General features: G+C 61.9%; 14 protein-coding genes and 1 tRNA gene. 8 read left to right on the top strand and 7 right to left on the bottom strand.

Going from position 1 to position 17,932, the window contains the following annotated elements; translation table 11 throughout:
- Window positions 1-82 precede the first annotated feature (82 nt).
- Entirely contained in the window at window positions 83-991 is a 909-nt protein-coding gene (locus OSC37_RS16050; protein WP_267162441.1) for a PLP-dependent cysteine synthase family protein, read from the bottom strand.
- A gap of 116 nt (window positions 992-1,107) precedes the next feature.
- Between OSC37_RS16050 and OSC37_RS16045 the strand changes: the two genes are divergently transcribed.
- Entirely contained in the window at window positions 1,108-1,479 is a 372-nt protein-coding gene (locus tag OSC37_RS16045; RefSeq protein ID WP_267162440.1) for a thioredoxin family protein, read from the top strand.
- A gap of 3 nt (window positions 1,480-1,482) precedes the next feature.
- On the opposite strand, the gene OSC37_RS16040 is transcribed toward OSC37_RS16045, so the two are convergent.
- Together OSC37_RS16040 and OSC37_RS16035 are read right to left on the bottom strand one after the other, a co-directional pair.
- Window positions 1,483-3,600: a thioredoxin domain-containing protein gene (locus OSC37_RS16040; RefSeq protein WP_267162439.1), complete on the bottom strand. Its 2,118-nt coding sequence runs from the start codon at window positions 3,598-3,600 to the stop codon at window positions 1,483-1,485.
- 65 nt (window positions 3,601-3,665) lie between these two features.
- Complete coding sequence (locus OSC37_RS16035; protein ID WP_267162438.1) at window positions 3,666-6,449, bottom strand: ATP-dependent helicase; 2,784 nt, start codon at window positions 6,447-6,449, stop codon at window positions 3,666-3,668.
- A gap of 148 nt (window positions 6,450-6,597) precedes the next feature.
- Here OSC37_RS16035 and OSC37_RS16030 point away from each other — a divergent pair, with 148 nt between their 5' ends.
- A complete protein-coding gene (locus OSC37_RS16030; protein ID WP_267162437.1) occupies window positions 6,598-7,497 on the top strand; it encodes a M48 family metalloprotease in 900 nt (299 codons plus the stop codon).
- Window positions 7,498-7,506: 9 nt separating this feature from the next.
- Here OSC37_RS16030 and OSC37_RS16025 read toward each other — a convergent pair whose 3' ends face one another.
- Window positions 7,507-8,319, bottom strand: a complete 813-nt coding sequence (locus OSC37_RS16025) for an alpha/beta fold hydrolase (RefSeq protein WP_267162436.1) — start codon at window positions 8,317-8,319, stop codon at window positions 7,507-7,509.
- Window positions 8,320-8,461: 142 nt separating this feature from the next.
- Between OSC37_RS16025 and OSC37_RS16020 the strand changes: the two genes are divergently transcribed.
- The 3 genes from OSC37_RS16020 (at window position 8,462) to crtID (ending at window position 11,681) form a co-directional block, all read left to right on the top strand.
- Complete coding sequence (locus OSC37_RS16020) at window positions 8,462-9,604, top strand: acyl-CoA dehydrogenase (RefSeq protein ID WP_267162435.1); 1,143 nt, start codon at window positions 8,462-8,464, stop codon at window positions 9,602-9,604.
- Window positions 9,605-9,670: 66 nt separating this feature from the next.
- The gene (locus OSC37_RS16015) at window positions 9,671-10,111 is read left to right on the top strand and encodes a hypothetical protein (protein ID WP_267162434.1); all 441 of its coding nucleotides are present in this window, start codon (window positions 9,671-9,673) and stop codon (window positions 10,109-10,111) included.
- A gap of 88 nt (window positions 10,112-10,199) precedes the next feature.
- Window positions 10,200-11,681 carry a bifunctional phytoene desaturase/3,4-desaturase gene (crtID, locus tag OSC37_RS16010; RefSeq protein WP_382186603.1) on the top strand — a complete coding sequence of 494 codons (1,482 nt, stop codon included), beginning with the start codon at window positions 10,200-10,202 and terminating at the stop codon, window positions 11,679-11,681.
- Here the strand turns inward: crtID and OSC37_RS16005 are convergent.
- Entirely contained in the window at window positions 11,678-12,943 is a 1,266-nt protein-coding gene (locus tag OSC37_RS16005) for a geranylgeranylglyceryl/heptaprenylglyceryl phosphate synthase (RefSeq protein ID WP_267162432.1), read from the bottom strand. The genes crtID and OSC37_RS16005 overlap by 4 nt on opposite strands.
- A gap of 49 nt (window positions 12,944-12,992) precedes the next feature.
- Window positions 12,993-14,051, bottom strand: a complete 1,059-nt coding sequence (locus OSC37_RS16000; RefSeq protein ID WP_267162431.1) for a hypothetical protein — start codon at window positions 14,049-14,051, stop codon at window positions 12,993-12,995.
- 93 nt (window positions 14,052-14,144) lie between these two features.
- Here OSC37_RS16000 and OSC37_RS15995 point away from each other — a divergent pair, with 93 nt between their 5' ends.
- Complete coding sequence (locus tag OSC37_RS15995; RefSeq protein ID WP_267162430.1) at window positions 14,145-15,524, top strand: geranylgeranyl reductase family protein; 1,380 nt, start codon at window positions 14,145-14,147, stop codon at window positions 15,522-15,524.
- A gap of 310 nt (window positions 15,525-15,834) precedes the next feature.
- Window positions 15,835-16,224 (top strand): hypothetical protein, encoded by a 390-nt coding sequence (locus OSC37_RS15990; RefSeq protein WP_267162429.1) that lies wholly within the window; start codon window positions 15,835-15,837, stop codon window positions 16,222-16,224.
- 270 nt (window positions 16,225-16,494) lie between these two features.
- Here the strand turns inward: OSC37_RS15990 and OSC37_RS15985 are convergent.
- Window positions 16,495-16,569, bottom strand: a tRNA-Glu gene (locus OSC37_RS15985).
- Window positions 16,570-16,820: 251 nt separating this feature from the next.
- Between OSC37_RS15985 and OSC37_RS15980 the strand changes: the two genes are divergently transcribed.
- Window positions 16,821-17,927, top strand: a complete 1,107-nt coding sequence (locus tag OSC37_RS15980) for an Ldh family oxidoreductase (protein ID WP_267162428.1) — start codon at window positions 16,821-16,823, stop codon at window positions 17,925-17,927.
- The last annotated feature ends 5 nt before the right edge of the window (window positions 17,928-17,932 follow it).

Here is a 17,932-nt window from a genome sequence, read left to right as displayed (position 1 = left end):
GTCGGGAAACGAGGTGTGGGTCTCACGCCGTGAAACACCGAGATTCGTGACGTGGTCACGAAAATAACCGCAACAATCACTATCAGGGCTGGTCGTCGAACATGCCAGTCGTCATATACCGCTCACCGGAGTCCCAGAAGACAGTGATAATAAGTGGGTCAGACTGTTCCTCGCGGAGCCGTCGCGCCACCCGTTTCGCACCGAGTAACGATGCTCCCGAGGACTGGCCGACGAGGAGACCTTCCTCTCTGGCGAGCCTGCGGCACTCAGCCTCGGCCCGTTCGACGGTTACCGTCTCGACCCCGTCGAGGAGTTCCCTATCCAGATTATCACTGACGAAGCCCGGCCCCATCCCCTGGAAGTCGTCGTCACCCGACTCTTCGCCCGACAACACGGCATTTTCATCGGGTTCGACGCCGACGACCGAGAGCTCGGGGTACGCTTCGGTGAGCCGTCGGCCGATGCCTGTTATCGTGCCGCCTGTTCCGACACCAGCGACGAGCGCGTCGACCGGCCGGTCAACCTGGTCGAGTATCTCGGCCCCAGTGGTCTGGTAATGTACCTCCGGGTTCGCGGGGTTCTCGAACTGGTGCATTCCGATGTGGTCCGGACGACTCTCCAGTTCGGCAGCGCGGTCCCGGGCCACCGAGATGTCCCCCTCGACGAGTTCGATATCCGCGCCGTAGGCCGCCATCAGCTGGCGGCGTTCGGGCGAGCGAGAGGCCGGCATCACGAGACAGACATCGTACCCTTTCGCTGCGCCGACCATAGCGAGGCCGATGCCGGTGTTGCCGCTGGTCGGCTCAACGATGGTGTCTCCCGGCTCCAGTTCGCCGCGGTCCTCGGCGCGTTCGATCATCGCAATCGCGGGCCTGGCCTTGGCCGACCCGCCGGGATTGAACGATTCGATTTTCGCCGCAATCGTCGTCTCGGTGGGGCTATCAACACTCACGAGAGGCGAGCCCAGCGTCTCCAGTATCGAGTCGTTCACCACACTAACCTCAGACGCTCACGTATAAATACGCGATGACTGCGGCAGTGGGCTACCGAAGCCTCGCCACGACAGCCAAGCGACAGCGTAAGGGCCGTCGAACCGGAAGGAGAGATATGGCACTGACAACGCTCGAACCGAACCCAGCCTGGGCGGGCGGCGCACACGAGGAGACCGTAGACACGCTCGAAGAACACGGCGATGACCTCGTCTTCCACGTCTGGGGCGGGGACTGGTGTCCCGACTGCCGCTCACAGCTTCCTGACTTCGCCGCGGCGCTCGATGCCGCCTCGGTTCCCGAGGAGAACATCGAGCAGTACGAACTCGACACCGACAAACAGGGACCGGGTGTCGAGGAGTACGAGGTCGAACTGATTCCGACGGTCGTGGTCGAACACGACGGCGAAGAACTGTGTCGCTTCGTCGAGAGCGAGGGAGTCCCGATTGCGGTCTATCTCGCCGAGCAAATTAAGACTGAACTGGCGTAGGCGTTACAGCATGTGTTCGGACCACGCCAGCGCCGTCGAAAGCTGATTGCGCGGCGGCGAGCAGGTCCGTGCCCGACAGACGTACGCAGTTTTGTGGTCCAGTCGCGCGTCGCGGTCAGCCCAGATGGATGGGTCCTCGTCGAGTCCCAGCGTCTCCAGCCACTCGCCGTACTCCTCCTCGTCGATGGGCCGCCAGGCGACGATTCGCGAGCCGAGATAGCGGTCTTCGAACTCCTCGAGCCAGGCCTCTGGCTTGTCGTCGGTGACGAGCGTCGCCTCCAGAGTCCCGTAGGTCACCGTATCGGATGCGAGCGTCAGCGAGGCGTGCTGGAGCGGGTTCGCTTTGACGTTGTTGCCCTGTGTCTCGATGACCGTCTCGGCGACCTCGGCGAAGCGGTCGTCCGTCCGGAAGTGGTCGAGTTTGTCGAGCAACTCTGTGGCGACGCCGATGCTCGACGGCGTCGACTGGTCGGTCAACTCCTGTGGTCGCGTGATGAGCGACTCGCCGTCTTTGGGCGTGTAGTACAGCGTTCCCGCCTCGGGGTCGTAGAACTCGCGTTCGATGGCCTCGGCGAGGTCCATCGTGACCGCGAGCCACCGCACTTCACGGGTGGCCTGAAACAGTTCGAAGGTGCCCCGAGCGAAGAAGGCGTAGTCGTCGAGGTAGCCGTCTATCTTGGTCACACCGTCCTTGTGTCGGCGCTTGAGCCGCTGTTCGTCCTCGTCCCAGTGGGTGTCGAGTACCGATTCGGCAGCCGCGACAGCCGGCTCTGCGTACGCCTCGTCGAGGACCAGTGCTGCGGTCCCAAAGGCACGAATCATCAGCCCGTTCCAGCTCGCCAACACCTTCTCGTCACGGTGTGGTCGGGCGCGCTCGTCGCGGCGCTGTGCGACCTGCTGGCGTGCCCTGTCGAGTGCGTCTTTGATTTCTTCGTCTGTCAGGTCGTACTCGTCGGCCAGCGAGTCGAGTGAGCGGTCGAACGTCAACACGGTCGCCCCCTCGAAGTTCCCGGCCCGGGTGACGCCGTATCGCTCACAGAACAGTTCGGCGTCGGTCTCGTCGTCGACGGCCGTCTGGACCTCCTCTGGCGTCCAGACGTAGTAGGCCCCTTCTTCGCGCTCGCCGTCGTCGGTCTCGCTCTGGGCGTCGAGCGTCGCGAAGAAGCCGCCGTCGTCGTCAGTCAGCTCGCGCTCGACGAAATCGAGCGTCTCCCGGGCGACGGTCGCGTACCGTTCCTTGCCCGTCGCCTGGTAGCCCGCCAGGTACGCCCGGGGGAGTTCGGCGTTGTCGTAGAGCATCTTCTCGAAGTGTGGGACCGTCCAGTCGCGGTCGGTCGCATAGCGGTGGAAGCCGCCGCCGATGTGGTCGTACATCCCGCCGTTTGCCATCGCGTCGAGCGTCTCTTCGACCACATCGAGGTAGACATCCCGTTCGGTCCGCTGGTGAGCCCTGAGCAGTATATGCAGTCTGCCGGCGTGGGGGAACTTCGGTCCCGACCCCCAGCCGCCGTACTCCCGGTCGGCGGCCCTGACGGCCGCTTTCGCCGCCTGCTCGACGGCATCCTCGTCGGGCTCGTGGGGTTGGTCGGGGACCGTTTCGAGTTCGCCTTCGACTGCGTCGGTCCACTTCTCGGCACGGTCTTCCATCTCGGCGCGCTCCTCTGAGTCGTTCCAAGACTCGGTGATGTCTTCGAGCAGTTCGAGAAATCCGGGCATCCCACGGCGTGACTCCCGCGGGAAGTAGGTCCCGACGTAGAACGGCTTCTGGTCTGGGGTCAGCCAGACCGACAGCGGCCAGCCGCCCCGACCGCTCACCTGCTGGCAGAGCGTCTGGTAGATGCGGTCCACGTCGGGCCGTTCCTCACGGTCGACCTTGATTGGGACAAAGTTTTCGTTGAGGACCTCCGCGACGGACTCGTCGGCAAAGCTCTCGTCGGCCATCACGTGACACCAGTGACAGGCCGAGTACCCCACCGAGAGGAAGATGGGGACGTCGCGTTCTCGGGCCTCTTCCAGGGCCTGGTCGTCCCAGGGCTGCCAGTTCACCGGATTGTCGGCGTGGTCACGGAGGTAAGGGCTCTCCTCCTCGTCCAGCCGGTTCCTGCCCGCGATTTCTGTCATACGTTCGCTTCGAGCCACGAACAGGTAAACCTTCGACTATCCCCCGTGGGACACGGCCCGTCGACTCACGGGGCCTCTCTTTCACCCTCTATCTCGTCGATGACGCGCTGGTGGAACTCCTGGAGAACCGCCGACTCGTCCTCGGCGAGAACCACGTCCGAGGCCATCAGCGTCGCCAGCCCGAACGCCTTCGGCGTGGGCGAGTCGACGCGAGTCGTCGCTACGGTCAGGTCGCCGGTCTGAATATCCTGAAGAACCTCGGCAATGCCCGCGACGTTGAGCTTGTCTTCGAGGATTTCGCGGTAGGTCTCCTCGATGACGGCGAACTCTCCAAGGTCCTCGGCGAAGCCGAGCAACATCTCGCTGTTGACCTGCTGTTCGCTCGCGGATTTCTCGTATCCCTTGTAGCGTTTGAGAATCATCAGCGCCCGCGTGGCGTTGATGCGGAAGTACCGCTGGAGGAGGTCGGTCCCCTCCAGGCTCGCCCGGAGCTTCGCCCGGGCTTCCAAGGGGTCGACGCTCTCTAAGAGACCCGCGAGGTCGACCTTCCGGTTCAACGGCAGCGACAGCGTGAATCCGTGGTCGGCGACGGCGACTTTCACGTTGGCGTTGACCTGTTGGGCACACTCGTAGGCGAGCAGTCGCGAGAAGCCGTCGTTGAACCGCCGGCCGTAGTTCGAGTGGACGTAGTACCGGCGCTCGTACTCCTCGTGGTCCATCTCTTCCTCGATGACGAGTCGCCGGTCGGTGCTCACGCTCTCCGGACCGGCATATCGGCGCTGCTCGTCGAACATCGTGGTGATGGCCTGGACGCTGTTTTCGTCGAGCGGGAACTCCCGGAGCCAGACTCTGGCCGCCGACCGACCGCCCTCGTTGAGTCTGTCGAGCAACGCGCCCTGAAAGTCGAGAATCTCTCTGCCGAGGTCGTACGACAGGGGGAGCCGCTCCGAGAACCACGAGGGAACGGTCGGGCGCGCGCTCGTCCGGTCGACGTACACCTTCGAGCCGCGACGATAGCTGTACTCGAAGCGGTTGCCGCCGAGAACGAACACGTCGCCCGACTCCAGCGTATCGAGGTACTCCTCGTCCAATTGTCCGACCCACTCGTCGCTCTGGCGGGTGAACACGTCACACGTGAAGGAGTCTGGAATTGTCCCGATGTTGGTCATGTAGATGACCCGCGCGAGCCTGCCGCGCTTGCCGATGAGCGGCTCGCCGACAGAATACTCGTCGTAGTGATACTCGCCGTCGGGAGCGTCGTTGGTATCTCGCCAGATTTTCGCGTAGACGTTCTTGTCTTCCATTCCCTCGTAGTCGGCCGTGAGATACCGGCACAACTGCTCCCAGTCCTCGTCGTCGTAACTCCGATACGGATAGGCCGACGCCAGAATGCGGCGTATCTCTGCCTCGGGGCGTGGGCCGTTGATTGCCATGCCGTAGACGTGCTGTGTGGCCACGTCTTGGGCGTTCTCCGGGACGAACACGCGGTCGACGAACCCCTCCTGGGCTTTTTTCAGCATAACGCCACACTCGATGAGTTCGTCGCGGTCGAGCGCGACGACCCGGCCCGTGACAGTCTCGCCGAGTTGGTGGCCAGCCCGACCGACGCGCTGGAGGAGTGCGGCGACGGATTTGGGCGAGCCGACCTGGACGACGAGGTCCAAGTGTGGCATGTCGATACCCAGTTCCAGCGACGTGGAGGTCGTCACGACGTCGAGTGTGCCCTCTTTGAGTGACTCCTCTATCTCCTGGCGGCGGTCTTTCGAGAGACTGCCGTGGTGACAGCCGGAGTTGGACTCGTCGTAGGCCGCAAAACGCTCCCGGAGGTTGTGCAGAACGCGTTCGGCCCCCGAGCGCGTGTTCGTGAACACGAGCGTGTTGGTGTGTTCCTCGATGAGTTCGTGGAGTTCGCGGTAGAACCGGTCGTTGACGACCCCCGAGGGCGTGTTGATGAGGTCGTCAGTCGGACAGGAGAGTTCGATGTCGAACTCCCGGACGAACCGGGTGTCGACCAGTTCGTACTCTCTGGGGGTCCAGTCGTCGGCCTCGCCGTCGAGGTCGACCTGTTCGTGGTCGGCACCGACGAGAAACTCGGCCATCGTATCCAGCGGTTCGACCGTCGCCGAGCAGCCGATTCGCGTTGGCGACCCTTCGGCCAACGCTTCCAGCCGTTCCAGCGAGACCGAGAGGTGTGTCCCCCGTTTGTTTTCGGCGAGGCTGTGAATCTCGTCGACGATAACGTACTCGACGGTCCGGAGCTTCTCGCGGAACTTCGGCGAGTTCAACAGAATGGCGAGTGTCTCCGGCGTCGTGTTCAGGATATGCGGTGTCTCGTCGAGCATCGCCTGGCGCTCGCTGTCGTCGGTGTCACCGTGTCTGATTGCGTGGCGTATCTCGACATCTTCGCCCCGGTCGTCGAGTTTCTCGGTGATGCCCGCAAGCGGTACGTCGAGGTTCCGATGGATGTCGTTTGCCAGTGACTTCAGCGGCGAGACGTAGAGACAGTAGACGCTGTTTTCGAGCCCTTCGGTCCGGTCGCGCTCGAACAGTTCGTTGATGATGCCGGTAAACGCAGAGAGTGTCTTGCCGCTGCCGGTCGGCGAGCAGATGAGCGCGTTCGTCCCCTCGTCGATGAGCGGGATTGCTTCCTTCTGTGGCGGCGTAAAGAAACCCCCGTTCTGTGGGACGAACTCCCCAAACTGTTCCACCCACCACTCCTGAACCACGGGGTCGAGCAACGAGAGTACGTCTCCGTCGTCGATATCTGCCCCCAGGTCGACGTCAGTGTCGGCGAGGTCTACGCCGAGGTCAGTCAACCAGTTGTCACCGAGATTCTCTGCGTCTCCCATCCTCTGTCCGGGTGGTAGGACTGGAGTGCCTTGGTCGTTTGGGGCCGGCCGCTGACATCCCAGAGCACAGACACTATCCGTCGATTTCGGGATTCTCAGGGCGAAACAGAGTCGACCAGTTATCAGTGTCCAGCCCGTACAGTAGTGTATGAAACAACGCTACAGCTGGGGGCTGGGCGTTCGGATGGTCCTGACACTGCTCGCGCTGGGTGGGCTGTACATCGGCCTGGGCTACGGCGTCGCGATGCTGTTTGGCTTTTTCACCGGCGCGACCGGAATCGGCCACTTTATCGGCATCGCCATGGCCGTCCTGTTGCTCGTCGGCGGCCAGTACTACTACGGGGCCGACCTCGCCTTGCGGACACTCGACGGGCGTGTCGTTGACCGCGAGGAGTATCCCGACCTCCACAGCCGAGTCACGTCGCTGGCGCGCCAGGCAGACGTTCCGAAACCCCGCGTCGCCGTCGCCGAGAACAAGACGCCAAACGCCTTCGCGGCCGGTCGCAAACAGAGTGACGCTGTCATCTGTGTCACGACCGGGCTGCTTTCCGAGTTGGACGACGAGGAAATCGACGCGGTGCTTGCACACGAACTCTCCCACATCGTCAACCGGGACTTCCAACTGATGACCGGTATCACGGCGCTGTCGATTATGGCCGGCTGGATTGTTCGCTGGGGCTTCCTGTTTGGCGACGGCGGCGGTGGCGAGGGTGGGGGCGGCAGTATGATTGCCGGCTACGTGGCCGCGCTGTTCGTCTGGGTCGGGGCGTTTTTCGTCGGCCGGCTCGTCTCCCGATACCGCGAGTACACCGCAGACCGCGGTGCCGCGACGCTGACCGGCAACCCTACCGCGATGATTAGCGCGCTCGAAACTATCTCGGACGAGCTCGAATCCGTTCCTGAAGACGACCTCCGGGAGGCCGAGCAGGCAAACGCACTGCTGGCCGCAGAGGTACGCGAAACCCGTCTCGGGCGGCTGTTCCGGACCCACCCCGCGGTAGAAGACCGTGTCGAGAAGCTCCGGAACCTCGCCGTCGAGATAGAGTGAATGCTCACCTCAGCATCGTTCGAGAAACGTCTGTAATTCGGCGTATGCGGCCTCGTATTCGTCACGGAAGATGTAGTGACCAGCACCAGGAACGTGTACGAGCCGCCCCTCGGCGAGTTGTTCGGCCGCCTGGTGGTCGCTCACGCGTTCTGATACCGCCACGTCACGGCGCAACACCAGCGTGGGGGTGGAGATATCCTCGAATGCATCCGTGACGGGGTCGTGCTCCTGTGCAATTCGTGCGATGGTCGGACTGCATTCGTCGGTCCCAACGGCGAGACGGCGCGCGTGGTCTCGTTCGATGTCGTGGTCCTCGGCCAGTTCGTCGACTCGCTCTTCGATTGGTCTGGACTGGGATTCAGACAGCTTCTGTCGGGTAATCTCCTCTGCACGCTCGACGCTCAACTCGGGTGTGTCTCTGAAGCGGGCGGGGTCTTCGAGAACGAGCCCAGCGGGGAGGTCCGGAGTACTGGCAGCCGCCCACGCGACGGTTGCCGCCCCCATCGAATGGCCGAGGAGAATCGGGTCGGTGAGGCCCAGTTCCTTGACCAATCCCACGAGGTCGGCCACCCGACTGTCGATATCGTAGCCAGATTCCGGGGCGGCCGAACGGCCGTGCCCTCTGGCATCGTAGGTGATGACCTCGTACTCCTCGGCGAGGGCCTCCGCTAGTGGAACCCATCGCCGGCCGCTGTCGTACATCCCGTGAGCCATCACGACCGGTGGGCCGCTGCCTGTCCGATAGTATCCAATGTCGATTCCGTTCGCCGTGACCGTGTCGGCTGTCCACCCGTCGGGGAGGTGCATCGCCTGTCGGTTCATACAGCACACACATCAACGCTCCGTCTTAGCAGTCCAGTAACACGGTCGTAGACTGCACCACAGGGGTCTGGCTCTGCTTGACCAGCATCTTGAACAACAGCACAAGGCAGCCATTATTACCTCGGAACGAGAACACACGCGTATGGATTTCAGCCTCACGACCGAGCAACGCCAGATACAGGAGATGGTCGCCGAGTTCGCCGACGAGGAGATCAAGCCACGCGCAGCCGAAATCGACGAGACCGACGAGTTCCCCTGGGACCTCGTCGATGAGATGGCAGAACTTGGCCTGATGGGGATGCCGATTCCCGAGGAGTACGGCGGTGCCGGCCTGGACTATCACTCGTATGCGATGGCACTCGAAGAGATTTCACGCGGCAGTGGCGGGCTGGGCACTATCGTCGCCGCCCACATCTCGCTGGCCTGTAACATGATCTATGACTTCGGTGACGAGGCCCAGAAAGAGGAGTTCCTTGTTCCCCTCGCCGAGGGTGAGGAAGTCGGCGCGTTCGCGCTCTCGGAGGCCGGCGCGGGGAGTGACGTTCCTGCGATGGAAACGACCGCCGAGAAAGACGGCGACGAGTACGTCATCAACGGCGGCAAGCTCTGGATTTCGAACGGGTCGGTCGCCGACACGGTGGTCGTCTTCGCCAAGACCGACCCCGAGGCGGGCGGCAAAGGGATCTCCTCGTTCGTGGTCCGTCCCGAGGAAGACGACGGCTTCATCGTCGAGGGAACCGAGCACAAACTCGGCGACAAGGGATGCCCGACCGCAGAACTGCGCTTCGACGACCTCCATGTTCACGAGGACCGGCGACTCGGCGAGGAGGGACGTGGCCTGGTCCAGGCGCTCAAGACGCTCAACGGCGGCCGCATCACTATCGCGGCCCGCGGTGTCGGTATCGCACAGGCGGCGCTTGACGAGGCCCTGGACTACTCACAGGACCGCGAACAGTTCGACCAGCCGGTCAGCGAGTTCCAGTCCATCCAGCACAAGCTCGCTGACATGGACACCAAGGCCGAGGCCGCCCGGATGCTCATGCACAAGGCCGCAGACAAGAAGATACGCGGCGAGAGCTACGTTAAAGACGCCGCACAGGCGAAGCTGTACGCCTCCGAGGTCTCCCGAGAGGTCGCAAACGAGGGTATCCAGATTCACGGCGGCTACGGCTACACCAAGGACTTCCCCGCCGAACGGTTCTACCGCGACGCCAAGCTCAACGAAATCTACGAGGGGACCAGCGAGATTCTCCGGAACACCATCGCCGACGAGTTGCTCGACTAAACGACCACAATCCGGGTTTGCACAGCCACACGAAGCTACTTTTTACCTGCCGTGTCGTGTCGGTGTATGGACCGACGCGAGTACGCGACGCTGCTCACCACGCTGGGAACGGCGACTATCGCAGGATGTTCCACGGTGGAGGATATGCTGGGCGGAGACGACGGGGACTCGGAGCTACAGCAGATCAAGGCAAACGCCAGGTCGCCCGGCTGGAACACCCTGATGGAGAACATCAACGACTGGCGGGGCGAGCCGGTACACTACGCGGCTGTGACCATCACCGCGACCACCGAGATGAACAACGGGTCGTTCCAGATGACAATCGAACACCCGGATTACCGTCCTGACGGAGACCGCCTGCTCCGGTGTGATTGGTTCGGCGATAGTATCGATGCCGGAACCGATGTCGACATCTGGGGCACCGTCGAGGGGACACATACCTTTTCAGTCGGCGAGGAGCGAACGGTCCCCAGTATCCACCTGGAGGATATGTACCCGAGCGTGTAGGCCGAGGGCGAAACAGAAAGACGTCAGGCGATACCAACCCAGCGGTTAGGCACCTCCTTTATAGTCGCCCCGTTGTAATCATCTGGTGATGACTCTTGCAGACACGGACGTGACCGTTATCGGGAGCGGATTCGCAGGCCTCTCGTCGGCGTGTTATCTGGCCGACGCAGGTGCCGACGTTCGAGTTCTCGAAAAGAACGAGAGCCTCGGCGGCCGCGCCTCGGTGCTCGAACGTGACGGCTTCAAGTTCGACATGGGCCCGTCCTGGTACATGATGCCCGACGTCTTCGAGCGGTTTTTCGACCACTTCGACAGAGACGTCGACGACTACTACGACCTCCAGCGGCTCGATCCACACTACCGGATCTTCTACAAGGACGGCGACAGCGTCGACGCCCGCGGCGACCCCGACGCGATGGCCGAGGTCTTCGAGTCCTACGAGGAGGGTGCGGGAGAGGCCTTCCAAGAGTATCTCGACACCTCGAAGACCCACTACGAGACAGCGATGGAGAAGTTCGTCTACGAGGACCGGTCGAACCTCACAGACTGGGTCGACACCGATGTGATGACCGCCGCCCCAATCGGCCTCCAGCTTGTCGGCTCGATGGAGAACCACGTCGAGAAGTACGTCGACCACCCCAAGCTCAAGCAACTACTCCAGTACACGCTGGTCTTTCTCGGCGGCTCACCGAAGAACACTCCGGCGCTGTACAACATCATGAGCCATGTCGACTTCAACCTCGGCGTCTGGTATCCCGACGGCGGAATGAGCAGCGTCGTTGACGGCATCGTCGAGCTTGGCGAGGAACTCGGCGTCGAGTACGTTACTGACAGCGAGGTGACAGGACTCACGCGCGGCCACGACGAGTTCATTCTCGACACCGAGCAGGGTCAGCGCCGGGCCGACACGGTCGTCGCAAACGCCGACTACGCCCACGTCGAGCGTGACCTCCTGCCCGAACACGAGCGCCAGTACGACGACGACTACTGGGACTCGAAGACCTACGCGCCGTCTGCGTTCTTGCTCTATCTCGGCGTCGAAGGCGACGTCGAGCCACTCGACCACCACACGCTCGTCTTGCCCGAGGACTGGGACGACCACTTCGAGCAGATCTTCGAACTGCCGTCCTGGCCCGACGAGCCGGCATACTACATCTGTGCGCCCTCGGTAACCGACGACTCGGTCGCGCCGGAGGGACACAGCAACCTGTTCGTGCTCGTCCCGCTCGCGCCCGGCCTTCCCGACACGGATGCGCTCCGCGAGCGCTACCGCGACCAGATTCTCGACGATATCGCCGAGAACACCGGTGTCGAGTTGCGCGACCGCATCGTGCTTGAAGAGTCCTTCTGTGTCCGTGACTTCGCAGAGCGGTACAACGCCACCCGCGGCACCGCGCTCGGCCTTGCCCACACACTCCGACAGACTTCTCTCCTGCGGCCGTCGAACCGGTCGAAGGTCCTCGACGGACTCTACTACACCGGCGCATTCACGACGCCGGGAATCGGCGTCCCGATGTGTCTCATCAGTGGCCAACACACCGCAGATGCGCTCATCGAAGAACAGGCCTAGAGCGAGATACCGAGGTGGCGAGAGGGGAGGTCGCTGTCGCCATCCTGACTGTCTGCTACCAGAGCTGTCCCGACACTATTTGTGAACGCTGTCGCGTTGCTCCCGTTCAGGACCTCTGCGAGGTCGGCTTCGACGGCGAGTGTCTCGTCCTCGACCGCCTCGCGTATCGCTGACTGCGTGTCGGTCTCCGTCCGGTCGGCAATTCGTTCAAGTTCGAGAGCAAACGAGACGCCCGACGCCAGATAGTCGAGCGCCTGCGTTTCGGGCTGTGGCACGTCTGTGATCGTTGAGAGATACCGTGTGGCGCTCATCTCTGGCACCGTCGCGGTCGTCTCGATCCAGTCACGGATAGCGTCGACCTCAACGGGCCCATCGAACTCCGTGCGAGCCTGTTCGAACAGCTCGGCCTCCTCGGCCGCGATGTCGTGGAAGATGTCGCCGACGACGACGGCATCCGCTCCTGCATCGAGCACGGCCTGTGCGTTCTCTCGGTTGTCCAGTCCGCCGCCGTACCAGAGCCGGGACCAGGTGGTAGCCCCGTCGATGGCCTCCAGGATGTCGACAGCTTCCTCACCCCCGTAGGTGCCGGAGTATTCGAGATAGATGACCTCGCTTTCGAGGTGGTGTTCGGCGGCAAGGGCGCGCTGTTTGGCCACCTGTGGCGACAGCAGGTCGTCCTCGGTGACGTTGGCCTCACGCGCGGCCGCGCTGTCCGAGTTCATGATTATGTAGGCCTCGAAGACGGCATCTTGGAGCATGTAGCCGGCGGCGAAATTACCGATTCGGTCGCCGAACACGCCGTCGAGTGAGACCCCCAGCTTGTCGGCCAGCATCGACGGTCCGAGGTCCTCTTTGACGTATTCGATACCGAGCCCGAGTGTCCCGACGAGCGCCTCGCTGTCCCCGTTGAGTACCTCGGGAATCGCGAGAAACGTCGATTGCTCTCGTGTCTCGTCGGTCACGTGGGTCGCGTCACTCGGCTCGTGAAAGGCGGGAGCCGGCGAGAACTCCAACAGGTCGAAGGTCTCTGCGGTGTTCTCGCTGGTCACGTCACGCGAGCCACCGACCGAGATGGCACTTGTGTGGGAGAGATACAACGGATAACACAGCGGCAGCTGTTTCTCACCTTCCGGGTCAACCTTAGTGATGTGCCGCCAGTCGGCGGCGACCGGATTGGTGTCCAGTCCGAGCAGCGACCGGCCGGCTATCGTGGCCGTCGACGCGGCCCGTTCCAGCCGTGTTGCGATGTCCGGTAGCGACATACGCTAGACGACTCCACAGGAGCTTAAAAGGATATCCTCTCGTCGCCGGTCACGGTGGGAGGATCGACGGGTCGCCGTCTCTGCGGATGTACTCCGCCGCGATACCGGTTAGTGTCGAGTCCGCTGCCGTCGCCTGTCGCTCGGCCCGGTCGAGGTACTCGTGGCTGATATTCACGACCTGCTCGTGTGCCGCAGTCTCGTCGTCAGTGAGCAGGTACTCAGCGGTCACCGGGGTGAGCTGTCCGTCGGCCATATCCGCCGGGTAATCGTCGACATCATCGAGCCAGAGCTGGGCACCGATGATCGCCAGCACGATCGACCGGTGGAAGTCGTCTTCGATTTCGAGGCCGCTCCGGCGGTACATCTGAATCATAGCGTCGTAGATGACGCCAACACGGTCGTACTGGGTTTTCAGATACGGGAGCGAAAGTTCGCCCTCGGAGAACAGCGACGGCTCCTCCTCGAAGCCGGCGAACTTGTACTCATCTCTGATAGCAGCGAGTGCCTCTGCCTCGCCGTCCCGTGCCCGCTCCATCAGCTCTCTGAAATAAGGGTCCTCCTCCTGGTGTCGTTCGGAGATGGCGACGGCCCAGTCGTACACGTCACGGACGTCCTCGGGATGTGTCGAGAACTGTCGGTCGACTCTTGACTGGATGACCTCCTGTGCAATCTCCGCGACGCGACGGCGGTCTGCTGTATCAGCAGCGAAATCGACCTCGAAGTCGTCGTACTCATCGTCGTTGATTGCGTCACGCATATCCCCGTCGAGCAGGGCCTCAACCGCGAGCCTGGTGACCTGTTCGGCCTTGTGGTGGACAGATTCGTCGGCGTGTCGATAGAGATATCCAAGCGTGAGATTCGCCGGGAGGAGAAGTTTCGTACCGTAATCGAAGGAGACGTACTCGTATCCGAACTCCTCGGCGATGGCTTCCTCGACCGCCCCGAATGTGTCCTCAACGTACCCCTCGATGCGGGAATCGACGCGGCGCTTGAGTCGCAGACTCCCGACATCGAACACCCCGGCCTGGGCATAATAGCCGAACACAGCACGTGCTGAGGTGGGTAGACGGTTGTGTCGAGCGAGCCACTCTGCGCTCCGTTCGAGCATTGAGAGAACATGCGAAATCGCACCTGTTTATCCTGTCGGTATCGGGGCGGCAATCTGAGGTTTTTTACGAGTCCCGCGTGAACAAATTGTCCGATGACAACGGAAACCCGCGATATCGTGATTGTTGGCGGCGGGACCTCGGGCTGTTTCGCGGCCGCGACCGCAGCCCAAAACGGGCTCGACGTAACCCTCCTCGAACGGAAAAGCGAGGACGAGGGCGGACATATCGCTTGTGGGGACGCAATCAAGGGCAAGAGCACGTTCCCCGACGTGATCGACCGGGATTACCTCCGCGAGGAATCGTTCACCAACGAGAACATTCAGCGAGCGATGTTCATGAACCCCGACGGAGAGAACTACGACATTCCGTTCAAAAGCGGCAGTGGCGCTGTCGTCGACCGGAAGCGCTACGGCGAGGTGTTACTGGAGGAGGCAGACCGCGTCGGGGCCGAGATCGAGTACAACACCGTTGTCAAAGACGTCCTCCAGAACGGGAAAGTAACCGGCGTCAAAGCCATCAAGCAGGGCGACCCGGTCGAGTACGAGGCCGAGGTCGTCATCGACGCCGCCGGCGCTCTCTCGCTGTTACAGGACAAGGTCGATTTCGACGGGACGACCTACGACACGAACGTCAACTACCAGCAGTTCTGTTCTGCCTACCGCGAGGTCATCGAAATTCCCGAGCCCGTTGAGTACGATGACGCTATTGTCTTCAAGCCGACCGACGAACTCGGCTATCTCTGGTATTTCCCCCGCACGAACACAGAAATCAACGCCGGGTTGGGCTTCCAGATGAATAAGCCGTCGATGGAGCTGGTCTCTGTGCTCAAAGACGACCTCGAAGCACGCCCCGAGTTCGAGGGGGCCGAGGTCAAGGACAAACTCGGTGCGGCGCTGCCGACACGCCGGCCCTACGACTCCGCCGTTGCGCCGGGATTCATGTCGGTTGGCGACGCCGCAGGGCACGTGAATCCGACGACTGGCGGCGGCATCCCTGGCGCGGCAAAGGCCGGTCACTGGGCAGCCGAGGTCGCGACGGAGGCAATCAGTGAGGGCACCGTCGAAGAGTCGGCTCTCTGGGAGTACAACCACCGCGTTCAGACCGGTTTCGGGAAGAAATTCGCCGCAATGGACCTCTACAACATCTTCGGCGGTGCTCACGATGTCGACGAACTCACCGAGGTCGTCACGGCGCTGCCGGGCGAGATGATTATCGACCTGATGGGGAAGGAAGGCTCTGTCTCGCTTTCGCTGCCGGGGAAGATCAAAGCCGCAGTCGTGACTGCACTGAAGACCCGCGGCCACTGGAGCACGCTACGGGAAGCCTATCAGGTGAATCGACTCGCTGCCGACCTCAAGAGTACCTACGACAACTACCCGACCACACCCGGCGAGTTCGAGAGTTGGCAGGCAAACCGTGACGACGTAATGGACAGAGTCTACGAGGTTACCGGCGCGGAGCCAAAGTACTGATAGTGATTGTTGCGAGTCGTTACCGCCGTCGGGAAACGAGGCGCGGGTCTCACGCCGTGAAACACCGAGATTCGTGACGTGGTCACGAAAATAACCGCAACAATCACTATGAGTCGGGCCTCTTTTCGTATCGTCAGCTGGACAACGGAGAGAGTGTCAGCCTATTCTCGCTTGTGGGAGACGGCAATGTACGCTCGGTCGGAGATTTGTGCACTCCGGGAGTGAACGCCAGATGTGCCGCCCTGATAGTTCTGAAGCAGACCCATTCAACCCACTATGTTTATGTGATGCTATGACATATTATCAACAGATGGGCTTGATAAACTCACCAAGTGTGCGCCGACGTATCCCAGTTGTGTCACTGGGTTTCGTCGCATTCCTTGCCGCGGTGCGCATTGTTGAGTACGAGCCAATACCGTGGGTCTGGATTGTAGGTGTCGCTGTTGGAGCTGCTCTCCTCTCTGGGCCGTTGGTCTGGGTCATCCATGACCGGACTTCCGAAGAACGGCGCGAACGGCTCAGTTACGTTGCGATGGGTGTCGGTTTTCTGATTATACAGAGTCTGCTCGTACTGGGGATCCTGACCGGGAGCCTTTTTTTCGTCCTTGATATCGTTGTACTCGGCAGTTTCATTGGCCTTGCACTCGCCACACTCTTCGAACGGACCGTTATTCCTGAACGCGTTCGGGGCGCTGTCTGACAGGTATTTGTTGGATCGATCTACTGACTCTCTTCTATGTAAGACTCGCGCCCTCTATGTTGCATACCAGCATCATACGAGAGTCTATTGATCGATCTACCATCGGTAGCAACGGGATGATTCAACCGAAAACAGATAGTTGAATGACTTGGGCTGGAGTTGCACACCACACTAACTGAGGAATTGCGATGTGCGTACAAAGACCCAACTCCTGCAGCATTCTCAGACAGGTAGGTGTACTCTGCTCTCACTCATTTGTTCGCAGAAGAATGCTCGGTCAGGGATTTGAACCCTGGTCTTCGGCTCGAAAGGCCAAAATGATTGGCCGGACTACACCAACCGAGCGAGCGCATTCATAGGTGAGAATCTATCGGTAATAAACCCTGTCATTCGAGCCGGAGGTGTGGCACTAATCGCCTGACTAGGGCCGTGTTATCGCCACACAACCCATCTCTGGCGAGCCGAGAGGGGCAATACAGCCGACGGAGACAGCAACCACAGAGCGCTCCCCGGCGACAACAGGACCCACTGCTCGACAGGAAAGCGCGATACGGGCCCTGCCAATTCTTATGTGCAATGGTATTAATATACAACCGATGACCACAATCGACGCGGAGAGGCTCGAAGTGTTTGCAGCGTCGCTGCTTGAGGAACTGGGTGCGCCAGCCGACACCGCCGCGAAAGTCGCCGTATCTCTGGTCGATGCCGACCGCACGGGACATACCTCACACGGCGTGTTGCGGATTCCAACCTACGGTGAGATGATTGCCGACGGCGTGCTCGTCCCAGACGCTGAGCCGGCAGTTGAGCAGAGCGCCGGCGGGACAGCCGTTGTCGACGGCGGGAACGCGTTCGGCCAGCTTGTCGGCCGGCGGGCGGTTGATATCCTGGTCGAGCGCGCGTCCGAGGACGGAATCGCCGGCGTGGGCATCCGAAACGCGACACATCTGGGTCGAATCGGCGAGTGGGCAGAACAGGTCGCCGACCAAAAGTTGTGTTTCCTGTCGTTCGTCCACACATCGGGCGGCGGTCTCGTCGTTGCACCGGCGGGCTCAACCACGCGACGGTTTTCGACGAACCCGATTACTGCTGCAGTTCCGACCTTCGATCAGCTCCCCTTTTCGCTCGTTCTCGATATGGCCACCTCACAGGTCGCTCACGGTAAGCTCGACGCCGCCGAAGCCGACGGCAAGGCGTTACCGGCAGAGTGGGCCGTCACACCCGAGGGCGAGCCGCTGACGGATCCGAGCGAGATGGGATCGTTCCGCGAGGGCGACGAGTGGGGCGCAATCCGCCCGCTGGGAGGGACGACTGCCGGACACAAGGGCACCGGCCTCGCTGTCATGGCCGAACTGTTCGCGGGTCTTCTCGGCGGCGGTCCAGTGGCGGGCCAGCGGGACCCTCAGTCGTGGTTCAACAACGGTGCGTTCTTCATCGCAATCGACCCGGCTCGGTTCGGGGACCGCGACCGGATGGCAGACCAGGTCCAGGCATTCGTCGAGCACTTCCGGGCCGCTGACTCCCATCCGTCCGTGGCCGCCGGTGACGCCGCAGGCTCGTCGCCGCTGTTGCCCGGCGAGGCAGAATACCAGACGGCACAGGAGCGGGCAGAAGATGGGATTCCGCTGCCAGAGAGGGTAGTCACTCAGCTCACGGAGCTGGCCGACCAGTACGACATCAAGCACCCCTTCACTGACGAATAGGTAGA

The sequence above is a fragment of the Halovenus salina genome (assembly GCF_026410925.1).
In the GTDB taxonomy this organism is placed as follows: domain Archaea; phylum Halobacteriota; class Halobacteria; order Halobacteriales; family Haloarculaceae; genus Halovenus; species Halovenus salina.
This window is presented reverse-complemented; position numbering and strand designations above follow the sequence as displayed.